The organism is Pseudonocardia cypriaca (assembly GCF_006717045.1).
GTDB classification, from domain to species: domain Bacteria; phylum Actinomycetota; class Actinomycetes; order Mycobacteriales; family Pseudonocardiaceae; genus Pseudonocardia; species Pseudonocardia cypriaca.
The window spans coordinates 1,644,328-1,659,956 of the sequence record NZ_VFPH01000002.1 but is presented as its reverse complement, the minus strand read 5'-3'; the positions used below and the strand labels follow the sequence as shown (position 1 = coordinate 1,659,956).

13 protein-coding genes are annotated in these 15,629 nt (G+C 73.9%); 7 read left to right on the top strand and 6 right to left on the bottom strand.

The genetic code is table 11. From position 1 onward, the window contains the following. Positions 1-25 precede the first annotated feature (25 nt). The 3 genes from FB388_RS25540 to FB388_RS25530 are packed head-to-tail and all read left to right on the top strand — an operon-like array spanning position 26 to position 5,843. Positions 26-4,762, top strand: coding sequence for an NAD-glutamate dehydrogenase (locus tag FB388_RS25540; protein WP_246122398.1), 4,737 nt, complete (start codon positions 26-28; stop codon positions 4,760-4,762). 35 nt (positions 4,763-4,797) lie between these two features. Then, on the top strand, positions 4,798-5,214 hold the full coding sequence (locus FB388_RS25535; RefSeq protein WP_142104698.1) for an acyl-CoA thioesterase: 417 nt from the start codon (positions 4,798-4,800) through the stop codon (positions 5,212-5,214). Further along, positions 5,211-5,843: a DUF8185 domain-containing protein gene (locus tag FB388_RS25530; RefSeq protein ID WP_142104697.1), complete on the top strand. Its 633-nt coding sequence runs from the start codon at positions 5,211-5,213 to the stop codon at positions 5,841-5,843. Before FB388_RS25535 ends, FB388_RS25530 begins: the two co-directional genes overlap by 4 nt. A 23-nt stretch (positions 5,844-5,866) precedes the next feature. Here the strand turns inward: FB388_RS25530 and FB388_RS25525 are convergent, their stop codons facing one another. The 6 genes from FB388_RS25525 to FB388_RS25500 all read right to left on the bottom strand — a co-directional run bounded on the left by FB388_RS25525 (position 5,867) and on the right by FB388_RS25500 (position 12,170). Then, entirely contained in the window at positions 5,867-7,486 is a 1,620-nt protein-coding gene (locus FB388_RS25525) for a glycoside hydrolase family 13 protein (RefSeq protein ID WP_142104696.1), read from the bottom strand. Positions 7,487-7,566: 80 nt separating this feature from the next. After that, positions 7,567-7,950 carry a globin gene (locus FB388_RS25520; protein WP_142104695.1) on the bottom strand — a complete coding sequence of 128 codons (384 nt, stop codon included), beginning with the start codon at positions 7,948-7,950 and terminating at the stop codon, positions 7,567-7,569. A 15-nt stretch (positions 7,951-7,965) separates the two neighbouring features. After that, complete coding sequence (locus FB388_RS25515) at positions 7,966-8,985, bottom strand: mechanosensitive ion channel family protein (protein ID WP_246122395.1); 1,020 nt, start codon at positions 8,983-8,985, stop codon at positions 7,966-7,968. Beyond that, complete coding sequence (locus tag FB388_RS25510) at positions 8,982-11,081, bottom strand: prolyl oligopeptidase family serine peptidase (RefSeq protein ID WP_142104694.1); 2,100 nt, start codon at positions 11,079-11,081, stop codon at positions 8,982-8,984. The genes FB388_RS25515 and FB388_RS25510 overlap by 4 nt, the downstream gene beginning before the upstream one ends. A 38-nt stretch (positions 11,082-11,119) precedes the next feature. Continuing rightward, entirely contained in the window at positions 11,120-11,479 is a 360-nt protein-coding gene (locus tag FB388_RS25505) for a hypothetical protein (RefSeq protein ID WP_142104693.1), read from the bottom strand. A gap of 40 nt (positions 11,480-11,519) precedes the next feature. Continuing rightward, positions 11,520-12,170 (bottom strand): pyridoxamine 5'-phosphate oxidase family protein, encoded by a 651-nt coding sequence (locus FB388_RS25500; RefSeq protein ID WP_142104692.1) that lies wholly within the window; start codon positions 12,168-12,170, stop codon positions 11,520-11,522. A 29-nt stretch (positions 12,171-12,199) separates the two neighbouring features. Between FB388_RS25500 and pdxR the strand changes: the two genes are divergently transcribed. Genes pdxR through FB388_RS25480 form a run of 4 tightly spaced genes read left to right on the top strand, consistent with a single transcriptional unit; the run spans position 12,200 to position 15,625 of the window. Beyond that, positions 12,200-13,600: a MocR-like pyridoxine biosynthesis transcription factor PdxR gene (gene pdxR, locus FB388_RS25495; RefSeq protein WP_246122393.1), complete on the top strand. Its 1,401-nt coding sequence runs from the start codon at positions 12,200-12,202 to the stop codon at positions 13,598-13,600. 7 nt (positions 13,601-13,607) lie between these two features. Next, positions 13,608-13,979 (top strand): hypothetical protein, encoded by a 372-nt coding sequence (locus tag FB388_RS25490; protein ID WP_142104691.1) that lies wholly within the window; start codon positions 13,608-13,610, stop codon positions 13,977-13,979. A 47-nt stretch (positions 13,980-14,026) separates the two neighbouring features. After that, entirely contained in the window at positions 14,027-14,764 is a 738-nt protein-coding gene (locus tag FB388_RS25485) for a FadR/GntR family transcriptional regulator (protein WP_142104690.1), read from the top strand. Between the two features lie 12 nt (positions 14,765-14,776). After that, the gene (locus FB388_RS25480) at positions 14,777-15,625 is read left to right on the top strand and encodes an NAD(P)-dependent oxidoreductase (RefSeq protein ID WP_142104689.1); all 849 of its coding nucleotides are present in this window, start codon (positions 14,777-14,779) and stop codon (positions 15,623-15,625) included. Positions 15,626-15,629 lie beyond the last annotated feature (4 nt).

The following is a 15,629-nucleotide window of genomic DNA, read 5'->3' as shown; positions in this document are numbered from 1 at the left end:
CGTCGGCGAGACCCGGAGCTGAATTGTGACGAGCCGGACCCGGGAGTGGGCGGAGTCGCCCGCTACCGATCCCGAGCCGACCGACCCCGCCCTTGCCGACCTGGGGGCGCTGTACGCGCGGCACGCGCCGGACCTCCAGCGCGGCGACCACCTGCCGCTGCTTCTCGGCGCGGCCCGCGGCCACCTGCAGCTCGCGCGGGTGCGGGCCGCCGGGGAGCCGCTGATCCGGGTGCGGGACCCGCAGGAGAGCACCGAGGCGGGATCGGTCGTCGAGATCGTCACCGACGACATGCCGTTCCTCGTCGAGTCGCTGCTGGCCGCCGTGGCCCGGGCGGGTTCCGAGACGCAGCGGGTGATCCACCCGATCGTCGTGGTGCGCCGCGGCCCCACGGGCGAGCTCGCCGACGTGCTCACCGACGCGGACCCGGCGGCACCGCCCCCGGATGCACTCGTCGAGTCGTGGATCCACCTCGACCTCGCCCCCGGCGACGTCGACCGGGCCGAGCTGGAGCAGGCGCTGGCGCGCGTGCTGCGCGACGTCCGCGAGGTCGTCGAGGACGCCGAACCCATGGTGCAGCGGGCGCGGCAGGTTGCCGACGACCTGCCCAGCCGCTCCCCGGCGTCCGACGGCACCAACCCGGCCGACGTCGCGGAGCTGCTGCGCTGGCTCGCCGACGGCCACTTCACGTTCCTCGGGTACCAGCACTACCGGGTCAGCGGTGACGACATGCACGCCGAACCGGAGTCGGGTCTCGGCGTGCTCCGGAAGCATTCGACGATCGCCGGCAAGTTCGCGCCGAAGGTCGACAAGGCCGAAGGCCAGGACGAGCTGCTGGTGATGACGCGCGCCAGCGCGCCGAGCCCGCTGCGGCCCGTGCACCCGTACTACCTCGCGATTCGCACGTTCGACGCGAGCGGGCGGCTCGTCGGGGAGCACCGGTTCCTCGGGCTGCTCACCGTGCCTGCGCTGTACGAGAGCGTGCTGGACATCCCGGTTGTCGAGCGGCGCGTGCGCGACGCGATCCACCGGGCGGGCTTCCCGCTGGAGTCGTACTCCGGGCAGCGCATGCTGGAGGTGATCTCCGGGCTGCCGCGCGAGGAGCTGTTCGCGGTCGGCGAGCAGCGGCTGCACGACACCGCGGTCGGCGTGCTCGCGGTGGCCGGCCGCCGGGCCGTGCGGCTGTTCCTGCGCTCCGACCCGTACCGCCGGTTCGTCTCGTGCCTCGTCTACGTGCCGCGTGACCGCTACACCACCGACGCCCGCATCCGGATGGCCGACGTGCTGCAGCGTCGGCTGGGTGGCAGGCAGGTCGAGTTCACGGTTCGGCTGTCGGAGTCGAGCCTCGCGATGGTGCACTTCACGGTCCTGGCCGAGCCGGACGCCGCCGGGTTCGGTGACGTCGACGTGGCGGCGCTGCAGGACGAGCTCACCGAGGCCGTCCGCACCTGGGACGACCGGCTGCTCTCGCAGCCCGACACGGCCGGGGTGGCCGCGCTCCTGCCCGGCGTGCCCGAGCCGTACAAGGCCGCCGTCGCCCCGCAGCACGCTGTCGAGGACCTGCGCCGGATCGCGGCCCTGTCCGAGACGGGCGCGTTCGACACCCGCATGTACATGGCCGACGTCGAGAACAGCGAGCCGCGGTTCACCCTCTACCTCGCGGGCGCGCCCGCCTCGCTCACCGCGGTGCTCCCGCTGCTGCAGCAGCTCGGCGTCGACGTGCTGGACGAGCGCCCTTCGGAGTTCGCGCGGCCCGACGGGCTGCGGTGCTTCCTCTACGACTTCGGGATCAAGGTCGACGAGTCCGTCCGGGCGGCGTTCGACGATCCCCAGGTCGTGCAGGCGTTCTGCACGGCCTTCCGGGCGGCGTGGCGCGGCGACGCGGAGTCCGACCGGTTCTCGGCGCTGGTGCTCCGCGCCGGGCTGCCGTGGCGCGAGGCCGCCGTGCTGCGTGCGTACGCCCGCTACGCCCGCCAGCTGGGCAGCCCGTACGGGCCGAACTACATGGCCAACACGCTGCTCGCGCACCCGGGCGTCGCAAAGGCCCTGATGGCGCTCTTCCGCGCGCGGTTCGAGCCCGGGCTCGCCGAGCGCGAGCGGGAGGTGCTCGCCGCGCTCGCCGAGGTGCGTGGGCTGATCGACGCCGTCACGGGGTTGGACGCCGACCGGATCCTGCGCAGCTACCTCGCGATGATGACCGCGACCCTTCGCACCAACTGGTTCCGCGAGCGCGCCTTCTTCTCGTTCAAGCTGAACCCGGCCGAGGTGCCCGGGATGCCCGCGCCCCGGCCGAAGTTCGAGATCTTCGTGTACTCGCCGCGGGTGGAGGGTGTGCACCTGCGGTTCGGGCCGGTCGCCCGTGGCGGTCTGCGGTACTCGGACCGGCCGCAGGACTACCGCACCGAGATCCTCGGCCTGGTCAAGGCCCAGGCGGTGAAGAACGCGGTGATCGTCCCGGTGGGGGCGAAGGGCGGCTTCATCGTCCGGCGCGACGACGCCGGGCCCGACGAGGTCGAGTTCTGCTACCGGACCTTCATCTCGGGCCTGCTGGACGTCACCGACAACCTCGTCGTGGGAGAGGGCGGGGCCACCGAGACCGTGCCGCCGCCGGACGTGGTGCGCCACGACGGTGACGACTCCTACCTCGTCGTCGCGGCCGACAAGGGCACGGCCAAGTTCTCGGACGTGGCCAACGACGTCGCCGCGTCGTACGGGTTCTGGCTGGGTGACGCGTTCGCCTCCGGCGGTTCGGTCGGCTACGACCACAAGGCCATGGGCATCACCGCCAAGGGCGCGTGGGAGAGCGTCAAGCGGCACTTCCTGGAGCTGGGTATCGACACCCAGACCCAGGAGTTCACGGTGGTCGGCGTCGGCGACATGTCCGGCGACGTCTTCGGCAACGGGATGCTGCTCTCGCGGCACATCCGGCTGCTCGCCGCCTTCGACCACCGGCACGTCTTCGTCGACCCGGACCCGGACGCCGCGGCGAGCTTCGCCGAGCGCGAGCGGCTGTTCGCGCTGCCGCGGTCCTCTTGGGACGACTACGACCGGTCGGTCATCAGCAGAGGCGGCGGGGTGTGGCCGCGTACGGCGAAGTCGGTGCCGACCGGGCCGGAGATCCGTGCGGCGCTGGGCATCGCCGATGGCGTCGACCGGCTGAGCCCGCCCGAGCTGATCGCGGCGATCCTGCGCGCCCCGGCCGACCTGCTGTGGAACGGCGGCATCGGCACCTACGTGAAGGCGTCGGACGAGACGCACGCCGACGCGGGGGACAAGGCCAACGACCCCGTGCGCGCCGACGCGTCGGAGTTACGCGTGAAGGTCGTCGGTGAGGGCGGAAACCTCGGCCTCACCCAGCGCGGGCGCATCGAGTTCGCCCGGCGCGGCGGGAAGATCAACACCGATGCGATCGACAACTCGGCGGGCGTCGACTGCTCCGACCACGAGGTCAACATCAAGGTCCTGCTGGACCGCCTGGTCGCCGCCGGTCAGCTCGACCGGGAGGCCCGCAACGCGGTCCTGCTGGAGATGACCGACGAGGTGGCCGACCTCGTCCTCGCCGACAACCGCGACCAGAACGCCGTGCTGGGCATCGCGCGGGCGCACGCCGCCGGGATGGTCAGCGTCCACGCGCGCCTCGCGGCCGATCTCGAGACGCGGCGCGGGCTCGACCGCGAGATCGAGGTGCTCCCCAGCGTCGACGGCTTCGCCGCGCTGGAGGCCGCCGGCACCGGCCTCACCAGCCCCGAGCTGGCCACGTTGCTGGCCCACACCAAGCTCGACCTGACGGCGCAGGTGCTGGCCACCGACCTGCCCGACGTGGCCGCGTTCGCGGCGCGGCTGCCGGAGTACTTCCCGCACGCGGTGCGCGAGCGGTTCGCCGCCGCCGTCCGCGAGCACCCGCTGCGGCGCGAGATCGTCACGACGCTGCTGGTCAACGAGATGGTCGACGGCGCCGGGATGACTTATGCGTTCCGGCTGGGCGAGGAGCTCTCGGCCGGCCCCGCCGACGCGCTGCGGGCCTACGCCGTCACCACCGCCGTGTTCGACCTGCGCGCGCTGTGGGAGGAGCTGCGGTCGCCGGGGATCCCCACGGCCGTCTCGGACCAGCTCGTGCTCGAGTCGCGCCGGTTGCTCGACCGCGCCTCGCGCTGGTTCCTCACCAACCGCCCGCAGCCGCTCGCGGTCGGGGCAGAGGTGAGCCGGTTCGCGTCCACCGTGCGGGAGCTGAGCGAGGCGCTGCCGCAGTTCCTGCATGGTCGCGAGCTGGCGGGCGTCGAGATGAAGGCGGCCGAGCTGCGGTCGACCGGCATCGAGCCGGAGACGGCGATGCACAGTGCCGCGCTCGTGTACCGCTACGGGCTGCTCGACGTCGTCGAGCTCACGGAGCTGTCGGAGCGCGACCGGGAGGCACGAGAGCCGCAGGAGGTCGCGGGCCTGTACTACGGCCTGTCCGAGCACCTGGGCATCGACACGGCGCTCACATCGGTCACCGCGCTGGAGCGTGGCGACCGCTGGCACGCGCTCGCCCGGCTCGCCCTGCGCGACGACCTGTACGCGTCGCTGCGGGCGATCACCCTCGACGCGCTGCGCGAGGCCGGCCCCGGCACGTCCGTGGACAAGGCGATCGCGCTGTGGGAGAGGGCGAACGCCTCCCGGCTGGTCCGCGCCCGTGCGGCCCTGCAGGAGGTGGGCAAGGCGGGACAGCTGGACCTGGCCACGCTCTCGGTCGTGTCCCGGCAGCTGCGCGGCCTGGCCCGCTGAGAGCGTTCCCGACCCTGGTTGAGAAAGTGGACGACGTGGCTCCCTTCGTCGCTCATGTCGCCGTGCGCTGGACCGACCAGGACGTCTTCCAGCACGTCAACCACGCGGTCGCCGTGACGCTTCTCGAGGAGGCGCGCATCCAGCTCGTCTTCGACGAGGCAGCGGCGGCGGGCGTGTCGAAGTTCGCCACCGGCCTGCTCGTCACGGAGCTGCCGGTGGACTACAAACGCCAGATCTCCTACCGGTCCCGGCGGCTGCGGGTGGCGATGACGGTGGACGACATGCGGGCGGCGGCGTTCCGCATCCGCTATGCGATGCACGACGGACCGGAGGAGGGCGACGCCGTCGCCGTCACGGCCCAGACGCGGCTCGCCACGTTCGACCTGGCCTCCCAGCGGCCGCGGCGGCTCACCCCGGAGGAGCGGGAGTTCCTGGGGAGGTGGGCGGCATGACCCGGCTGACGGTGCCGGACCCGGACGAGCGTGGCGATCTCGGCGCCTTCGTCGCGCGGGTGGTGCGCCTCGACCAGGCCGCGCTCGTGCGGCTGCAGGCCGGCGACGGCATGGTGACGGCGTGGGCGGCCACCCCGTTCGACGTGCTCGCCACCCGCACCGTGCACGGCGCGCTGGAGCCGGCCGACGTCACGATGCCCGCCGCGGGCCTGCTCACCGCGCTCACGGTGGAGCGGGCCGAGACCGTGGACCCGGGGACGGGTGGGTTGTGGCAGGGCGAGCTGCCGCCGTCCACGGGCTGGCAGCCGGTCGACGACGTGCCGGCCGCGGAGCTGGAACGGCTCACCGAGCGCGGGCTCTCCGTCGCCCGCGAGAACGCGGGACCGATGGGTCCGCCCGCTTCGTTGCTGGACCAGACGGTGCTCACGGTGTCGGCGGAGTCCCGGCCGGCGGTGAAGGTGCCGCTGCGCTGCTTGTTCGCCCTGTCCGGCATGGGGTTCCTGGGCGACACCGGTCCCGACGCCGGCGTGGTCCGGGTGTCGGCCACCGGCACGTGGCTGCGGCTGGACGCCCGCTACGGCGCCGTCGTCCGGCGGCGGATCACCGCGCTCCCGCTGCTCGTCGGCTGAAGCGGGACGCCCGACTCGCCGTGTCAGGCGAGCCAGGCGGCGGTGTCCGGGGGGAGCATGCCGTCGGTGAGGGGTCCGCTGGCCAGGATGGCTTCGCCGGGCGGGAGCGGGACCACGTCCGTGGAGGTGTTCAGCGCGCAGACGAGGGTGGTGCCCGCTCGGCGGAACGCGAAGCAGCCCTCGGGAGCGCCGAACCACTCCAGCTCCTCCCCGTCGAAGCCGGGGTGGGTGTTGCGCAGCTCGATCGCCCGCCGCACCAGCGACAGCATGGAGGCGGTGTCCTCCAGCTGCTCGGCGGCGACGAGCTTGCCGTAGTCGGGCGGCATCGGCAGCCACGGGTCCCCGGAGGTGAACCCGAAGCCCGGGGCGCTGCCTTCCCAGGGCATCGGCACGCGGCAGCGGTCGCGGCCCCGGCGGGTGTGGCCGGAGAGCTCCCACACCGGATCCTGCAGCGTCTCGTCGGGCAGCTCGACGTCGGGGAGGCCGAGCTCCTCGCCGTTGTAGAGGTAGACGACCCCCGGCAGCGCCAGCTCCACGAGGGCCATCGCCCTGGCTCGGGCCAGCCCGGTGACGCCACCGCCGTAGCGGGTGACGGGCCGGGAGACGTCGTGGTTGGACAGGGTCCAGGCCGCGGGCGCGCCCACTCCGGCCACGGCGGCGAGCGACTGCTCGATCGCCGTGCGGATCGCGGCCGCCTCGAACGGCGCCCGTACCAGCCGGAAGTTGAAGCCCAGGTGCAGCTCGTCTGAACGCATGTAGCGGGAGAACCGGGCGCTGTCGCCCACCCACACCTCACCGACGACGAGCCGGCCGGGGTAGTGGTCGAGCACCGCGCGGATCATCCGGTGCACGCCGTGGACGTCGTCGTGGTCGAACCGCGGGTCCGGCTCGACGACCGACGCGGCCCACCGCTCGCCGTCGTGGGACGGCTCGCGGTCCTCGCGGGCGTCCGGGAGGTCCGGCGGCTTGCTCATGCCGTGGGCGACGTCGATCCGGAACCCGTCGACGCCGCGGTCCAGCCAGAACCGCAGCGTCTTCTCCAGGTCGGCCCACACCTCCGGGTTCGTCCAGTTCAGATCCGGCTGCTCGGGTGCGAAGAGGTGCAGGTACCACTCGCCGGGGCTGCCGTCCGGGTCCTGCACCCGGGTCCACGCAGGCCCGCCGAAGACGCTCTGCCAGTTGTTCGGGGGCTCGTCGCCGTTCGGGCCGCGGCCGCGGCGGAAGTGGTAGCGGGCCCGCTCGGGGCTGCCCGGCGCGCTGTCCAGCGCCGCGCGGAACCACTCGTGCTCGCTGGACGTGTGGTTGGGGACGAGGTCGATCGTGACCCGCAGGCCGTGCTCGTGGGCGTCGGCGATGAGGCGGTCGAACGCGGCGAGGTCGCCGAACACCGGGTCGACGTCGCGCGGGTCGGCCACGTCGTAGCCGTGGTCGGCCATCGGCGAGGTGTAGAACGGGGTGAGCCAGATGGCGTCCACGCCGAGCAGCTCGAGGTACCCGAGCCGGGCCCGGATGCCGTCGAGGTCACCGATGCCGTCGCCGTCGGAGTCGGAGAAGGACCGGACGTAGATCTGGTACACCACAGCGTCGCGCCACCACTGGGGGACGGGAGCCGGCGGGGCCGGCGGGGTGGGTAGACGCTGCACGAGCAGAATCTTGCCAAGCTATCGGGGACGGAGCGAGGGCTGTCCGTCACACCGGGTAGTAGTTCGCGCAGTTGGTGGACTCAGAAGGGGCTGTTCACCATACTCGCGGCCGCGTAGGTGAGGTATTGCCACAGCTGGTCGCGGTGGGCGGGGCTCAGTCCCGCGTCGTCGACGGCCACCCGCATGCACCGCAGCCAGGCGTCGCGCTCGATGGGCCCCACCTTGAACGGCGCGTGCCGCATCCGCAGCCGGGGGTGCCCGCGCTGGTCCGAGTAGGTGCGCGGGCCGCCCCAGTACTGCTCGAGGAACAGCCGCAACCGCTCCTCGGCCGGGCCGAGGTCCTCCTCGGGGTAGAGGGGGCGCAGCACCTCGTCCTCGGCCACCTGTTCGTAGAACCGCCGGACGAGCTTCTCGAAGACCGGGGCTCCGCCGACCTCGGCGTAGAAGTTCTGGGGATCGGTCACGGCTCCATCATCCCCTCACGGCATCGAGGGCCGGGAGTCCGACGCCGGGAAGACCGTGGGGCGCGGGACGTTGGCGTCCTCGAAGGCGTCCGCGATGACGGCGTTGAGCGCGCGCTGGACGGCGAACTGCTCGCCGGGCTTGACCTTGACGGTCAGGCGCAGCGTGACGCCCTCCGGTCCGACCCGCTCGACCCCGAGCATCTCGGGCGGTTCCAGCACGGAGTCGGCGACGTCCTTGTCGGCGATCCGCTCGGTGGCGGCGCGCTCGGCGATGGCGCTCGCCGTGGGGATATCGGCGGCGTGGGAGAGCGGCAGGTCGATCACCGCGACGGCGTAGCCCTGGCTCTTGTTGCCGACGCGCAGGATCTCGCCGTTGCGGACGTACCAGACGGTGCCCTGGTGGTCCCGCAGCGTCGTGATCCGGAGACCGACGGCCTCGACGACGCCGCTGGCCTCGCCGGCGTCGATGATGTCGCCGACGCCGTACTGGTCCTCCAGCAGCATGAACATGCCCGAGAGGAAGTCGCGGACGAGGTTCTGGGCTCCGAACCCGACCGCGACACCGACGATCCCGGCCGAGGCGAGGATCGGGGCGAGCGCGACGCCGAACTCGGCGAGCACCATGATCGAGCCGACCGTGAGGATGACGGTCGAGCTGATCGAGCGCAGCACGGAGCCGATGGTGCGGGCCCGTTGGGCGCGGCGCGGGGTCGTGGGGCCGTTCCCGTTCCCGTTGCGCAACCCGGGCGCGCGGCCGACGATGCGGGAGAGCCGCGAGCTGGTGGCTCCGTCGACTACGCGGTTGATCGTGCGGTGGATCAGGAACCTGGCCACCACGCAGAGCACGACGATCAGCGCCACGTTGAACGAGGTGGAGACGATCGTGTCGGCGGAGCGGGCGAGGAAGTCGCTGTTGGTCAACTTGTAGAACTCCGAGCACCAGCTGCCTGCGTCGGCAGCGCAGGTGGGTTGGTCGGGTACGGCGGCAGCGGGCAGGGCTGCAGGGGGAGTGGGGGGCAGGGGAGCGGGGGTCACGACAGCTCCAGACCGGTGTGTGCGGCGAGGAAGGACAGCTGGTCGACCGCCAACGCGACGCTGCGGGAGACCGCGCGGGCGCCATGGCCCACGTCGGTCTCGCGGCGGATGAGGATCGGACGGGTTTGCGGGTCGCCGGTGGTGGCGTGCTGCAGCGCCGCGCACATCTTGCGGGCGTGCAGCGGGTCGACCCGCGTGTCGGAGTCGAACACGGTGAAGAGCACGGCCGGGTAGGCCACGTCGTCGGCGACGTGGTGGTAGGGCGAGTAGCCCAGCAGCCAGCCGAGCTCTTCGGGATCGGCGGCGGTGCCGTACTCGTCGTTCCAGGTGCGGCCGAGCGAGAACTCCTCGTATCGCACCATGTCCAGCAGTGGTGCCGAGCAGACGACCGCCCGGTAGAGCTCGGGGCGCTGGGTGAGCGCCGCGCCGACGAGCAGGCCGCCGTTGGACCCGCCCATGATCGCGAGACGGTCGACTGCGGTGTCGCCCGCGTCGATGAGGGCGGTGGCCGCGGCGTGCAGGTCGTCGAAGACGTTCTGCTTGTCGGCGCGGTTCCCGGCGAGGTGCCACTCCTCGCCCTCCTCGCCGCCGCCGCGCAGGGACACCAGCGCGAACGTGCCGCCCGCCTCGACCCACGCAAGCGCCGAGGCGGTGTAGGCCGGCTCGCGGCTGATGCCGAAACCGCCGTAGCCGGTGACGAGCGCCGGCCGGGGGCCTGGCGCGTCGGGCGGGCTGATGACGAACATCCGCACGGTCGTGCCGTCGGCCGAGGTGAACTCGCGGTGCTCGGTGCGCACGGCGGGCACGTCGATCGCACCCGGCGCCGCCTCCTCCCGGACCGTCAGCTCGGTGGCGAGGTCGTAGCGGTGCACCTCAGGGGGCGTGACCAGGTCGGTCCAGCCGAGCCACAGCCGACCGGCCTCGTCGGGTGTGTCCCGGTCGGCCACCGAGAAGCCGGTGAGGGAGCCGGTGCCCGGCAGCGGGACGGTGGCGTGCAGGGTGCCGTCGGCGGCGTCGTGCAGCGCGACCTCCGCCACCGCGTGCCGGGCGCGCGCGAGCGCGAGCAGGGGTGCCCCGTCCGGCCGTTCGAGGCGGCGCACGGCCTGCAGCACCGAACCGGGGTCCTCCGGGACGAGGTCGCGCCAGTGCTCCCTCCCCGGCGTGCGCGGGTCGGTGACGGCGAGCCGCCAGCGCGGGGCGCCGTCGGTGGTGTGCAGGTACAGCAGGCCGTCGCGGTCGACCCACGCGTGGCACTGCACGTCGTCGGCCTGGGTCAGCAACGGTGTGAGCGGAGGGATCTTCTCCCCGTCGCTCAGCTCCGCGATCCACACGCTGTCGCGCCGGGCCGTGCCGACGTTGCCGGTGACCACGAGCCAGCCGCCGTCGCGCGACACGTGCACGCCGTAGTAGGTGTGCTCCTCGTAGAGCCCGGGGCCGTCGACCAGCTCGTCGGCCGTGGCGGGCGTGCCCACCCGGTGCCGCCAGATCCGGCGGTGGAACGCCTGCTCCCCGGCCGGCACCTCGTCCTCGGCCACCATCCGCACGAAGACGAGCTCCTCGCCCCCCGGCAGCCAGGCGACGTCCGAGTAGCGGCACCGGTCGATGGGCGCCTCGACGTCCTCCCCGGTGGCGACGTCGAGGACGTGCAGCACCGAGTGCTCGTCGCCGCCGCTGGAGAGCTGGTAGGCCAGCAGCCTGCCCTCCAGGTCGGGCACCCAGCCGTCGAGGGTGGTGCGCCCGGTCGGGTCGATCTCGACGGGGTCGAGCAGCACCCGCTCGTCCCCGTCGGGCTCCCGGACGTGCAGCACGGCGTGCTCCTGCCCCGGCGCGCGGCGGGTGGCGAACCGACGACCGGCGCGCCACAGCGGGGCCGACACCGACCCGGCCGACAGGAGCTCGGTGAGCCTCGTGGTGAGCTCCTGGCGGCCGGGGAGCCGGTCGAGGTGTTCGCGGGTCAGCACGTCCTGCGCGGCCGCCCACGCCCGCGTACGCGGGTCGTCCGGGTCCTCGAGCCACCGGTACGGGTCGGCCACGAGGTGGCCGTGCAGATCCTCGATCAGGTCGAGGCGCTCGGCGGCCGGGTAGGGGGCGTCCACGCGGGCCGAGGTTACGTCACCCGGTCCGGTGGTCTTCGTCAGGCAGGTCGCCTCCGCAACCGCGCAGCATCCGGGCCGGTCAGCGTGATCGGGACGGCCGCGTCGGGGTTGCCGACCGCGTTGACGAGATGGGCGCCGTCGCCCACCACGGCGGTGACGCGCCCCGGCCCGGCCTCCTGGATCGCGGCGGGCAGCCACTCCTCGCCGTCGAGGTACCACCAGCGCTCGGCGAGCACGCCCAGCCCGACCGCCCGGACCTCGGCGGTCGCGGCGTCCTCGTCGGGTGCGGTGGCCAGCTCGGCGCCGAACACCGTCAGCGCCCGCCAGCCGCCGTCAGGGCCGGGCTCGACGAACCCGATCAGCTCCCCGTCATCGCGACGTACCTCGGTCCTGGACATGCCGCCACGATCCGTCCGCGAACGGGCCGGGAGCAAACGGTTAACCCGGCCAGCGGTCGGCCACGTGGGCGGGTACCGCGGCCTCCGACGGCAGTGTCGGGTCGGGCTCGGGCACGCCGAAGACCGTGCGGACCGGCAGCACACCGGCCCAGCGCCCGCCTGCGGCGATGTCGGGTTCGTCGTCGCTCGGCGGGCCGGTGCGCACCTTCACGCTCGCCTCGCCGAGGTCGATCGCGAAGACCGCGGTGGAGGCGAGCTCACGCCGGTCCGGCTCGCGGGCGTGCTCCCACGACCCCGGCGAGAGCTGTTCCACGATGGCGCGCAGGCCCGCGAGCTTCTCCGCGGGGTCGGTGACGAGCCGGGCCGGTCCGTGCACCACGGCACTGCGGTAGTTCATCGAGTGGTGGAACACCGAGCGGGCGTACACGATCCCGTCGACGTGGGTGACGGTCAGGCAGACCGGGGCGCCGTCGGCGATCCGGAGCCACCCCGCGCCGGTGGAGCCGTGCACGTAGACCGTGTCGTCGATGCGGCCGTAGCCGGTGGGCAGCACGACGGGGGCGCCGTCGCGGACGAGGCCGATGTGGCAGACGAGCCCCGCGTCGAGCACCGCGTGCAGGTCGGCGCGGTCGGTGCGGGCGCGCTCGCGGAGACGGGTCAGGGTGGTGCGGGCGGTCGTCGAGAGGCTCACACCCCCATCGTCGGTCCCCAGGTGGCATCGTGGCAGGGCCACTTCCGCTCGACTTCGGAAGGCCACTCGTGGACCTGCCACCGCTTCCGCTGGACCGGACCGCACCGCGCCCGCTCGCCGTCCAGCTCGCCGACGCGCTGCGCGCCGCCACCGCCGACGGCACCCTGCGCGCGGGTGACCGCCTCCCTTCGACACGGGCGCTCGCCGCGACGCTGGGTGTCAGCCGCACCGTGACGGCCGCGGCGTACGACCAGCTGCTCGCCGAGGGTTGGGCGCAGGGGCGGCGCGGGTCGGGCACGTACGTGGTGGGAGCGCCGGCCGGGCCGCCGCGGGTGCGGGCCGCCGTCGCGCCCGCCCGGCGTGCCGAGCCCGCCCACGTCGACCTGAGCGCCGGGGCGCCCTGCGTCGCCTCGCTCGACCGGGCCGCGTGGCGGCGGGCCTGGCGGGCGGCAGGCGACGCGGCGCCCGACGTCGAGCCGGACGACGTGGGCCTGGACGCGTTCCGGATCGTCGTGGTCGAGCACCTGCTGCGCCACCGGGGCCTGCCGGCCGATCCCGCCGACGTGCTCGCGACCGGCGGCAGCACGTCCGCGATCGGGGAGCTGGCCCGCACCTTGCCCGCGGGCGCCCGGGTGGCCGTCGAGGAGCCGGGCTACCAGCGGGCCGTCGCCGCTCTCCGCGACGCCGGGCTCGACGTCACGAGCGTGCCGGTGGACGCCGCAGGCCTCGTCGTGGACGCGCTCCCCACCGGCCTCGCGGCCGTCTACTGCACGCCTGCGCACCAGTACCCGACGGGTTCGCGGCTCTCGGCCGCGCGGCGGGTGGCACTGGTGGAACGGGCGCGCGCCGAGGGGTTCCTCGTGCTGGAGGACGACTACGACGGTGAGCTCCGGTTCGACGTCGCGCCGCTGCCGCTGCTCGCGGCGCTCGGACCCGACGTGGTGGTCCACCTGGGCACCGCGAGCAAGCTGCTCACGCCCACCCTCGGCGTGGGGTGGCTGGTCGCGCCGCCCGAGGTCCGCGACGCGGTGCTGGCCGCCCGCCGGCGTTCCGGCGGCCGGCCCGCGCGGGCCGGGCAGCGGGTCTTCGCCGCGTTCGGCGTCCACGGCGACCTGGCGCGGCACCTGCGGCGGCTGCGGCGGGAGCTGGCCGGACGGAGGGCGGCCGTCGTCACTGCCGTGCAGGCCGCCGGGCTCGCGGTGGAGGGCGACGCGGCGGGCGCGCACGTCGTGGTGCCGCTGCCCGACGCCGCCACCGAGCTGGCGGTCGTGCGCGACGCGGCGGCGCGGGGCGTGCGGCTCGACGGGCTCGCCCGGCACTACTCCGGAACGCCGGCCGGTGCGGGGATCGTCCTCGGCTACGCGGGCCCGACCGGCGACGAGCTGGAGCGCGCGTTGCCGGTGGTGGCGGACGTGCTCGGCAGGCCATGATCGGGTGATGCTCCGTGGACGCATCCTCGCCGAGAGCCTCCGGCCCGGTGTCGTGGTGGAAGTGCCCGACCTGCGCGTGGTCCGGATGTGGCGGGAGGACGTCTCGGCGGGCGCGGGGCCGGGTCAGCCGCCGGTGTGGACGCTCCTCGATGTCGAGGCGCCCGACGAGCGGGCGGGCGAGCTCGCCGATGCGCTGGCCGGGGCCCTCTTGGAGGAGGGTGGCTGGTACGCGGACTTCCAGGTGGGGGCTGACCATGTCGTGGTCTTCGCCGGTCGCTCGTTCCGGTACCGGCGCGGGGACGAGCCCGCGCGGGCGCACGTCGCCGCGTACGGGAGGAGCGTGGGCGTACCGGAGCACCAGCTCGACTGGAAAGGTTGAACCAATTGCGCTAGATTGGTCGAACCAATCGCCGGGGAGGTTCGGAGATGGATCTGTCGTCCCTGGTCCGCAGCCTCGCGGAGCAGGCCGTACCCGAACCCGGCACCGGACGGCTGCGGCTGCCGACCGAGCGCGAGCTCGGGGCGAGCCTGCAGGTCAGCCGCGGCTCGCTGCGGGAGCAGCTGTCCATGCTGGAGATGCTGGGCTTCCTCGACCGGACGCAGGGCCGGGGGTCCTACCTCCAGGTCCCCGACGCCGGGTTCCTGCGGCTCTACTTCGACCTCTCCCGCCAGCTCGGCCAGCTGACGCACGACCAGTTCAGCGCCGCGCGGGAGATGCTGGAGGTCTCCGTGGCCGAGGCGGCGGCCGAGCGCGTCGCCGAGGACGACGTGGCCGAGCTGCGCGCGCTCGTCGACGCGATGGTGCTGGCGGCCGGCGCCGGAGACCACGAACGCGCCCTCGAGGCCGACCTGGCGTTCCACCGCCGCCTGTTCACCGTGGTCGACAACCCGATCTTCACCTTGATGCGGGACGGCCTCGCGCACGTCCTGCGCGGCGCGATCGTCGACCGCAGGCGGCTGGCCGCGGAACGTGAACCGCAGGCCGACGGCTCGCCGCGGCCGTCCGACGCCGTGCACTACGAGGTCGTCGAGGCGCTCGCCGCCCGCGACGGTGCCGCGGCGGGCGCCGCGATGCGCCGCCACTTCGTCGTCTGGCGCGCTGTTGTCGAGAGCGCTGTCGTCGGGCGCGGTGTCGTCGGGTGCAGCGCGATCAGCCACTCCTAGGGAGGACCTTCCATGTCAGCCGTCACGTTCGTCGGGGTCGGGGCCATCGGGCTCCCGATGGCCCGCAGGCTGGTCGACGCCGGCCACGACACGACCGGCGTCGACACGCTCCCCGCCGCGCGCGAACGCGCTGCCGCCGCGGGCGTGACCGCGGTGGGCGGCTTCGGCGATGCGCCGCGCGCGGAGTTCGTGGTCGCCATGGTGGCAACGCCCGACCAGCTCGACGCCCTCGTCACCGAGGCGCTCGCCGGGGACGTCGCGGGCCAGTGCTGGATCGTGATGAGCACCGTGGGGCCGGAGTCGGTGCGCGCGCAGGCCGCGCGGCTGACGGCTGCCGGCGCCTCGGTGCTCGACGTGCCCGTGACCGGTGGTGTCGCGCGCGCCGCCACCGGTGAGCTCACGCTGTTCGCGTCGGGCCCGGCCGCGGACGTCGCCGCGGCCCGTCCGGTGCTCGACGCGCTCGGCGTCGTCCGCGAGGTGGGCGACGAGGTCGGGGCGGGGCAGGCGATCAAGGTCGTGAACCAGCACCTGTGCGCGATCCACATCGTGGCGGCCGCCGAGGCGCTCGCGCTGGCGGGCAAGCTCGGCCTGGACCAGGCCCAGGTCCTCGCGCTGGTCGAGCAGGGTGCCGCCGGCTCGTTCATGCTGTCCGACCGCGGCCCGCGCATGCTGCAGGGCACCGAGGTCGACGTGGCCAGTGCGATCTCGATCTTCGTCAAGGACAGCGGCCTCGTGGCCGACGCCGCGGGTGCGGTGGGCGCCGGTACCCCGTTGCTCGACGTGGCGCGGGGCCGCTACCTGCAGGCCGCAGATGCCGGCCTGGCCGCGCGGGACGACTCGCGCGTGATCGAGACCTACTAGGAGG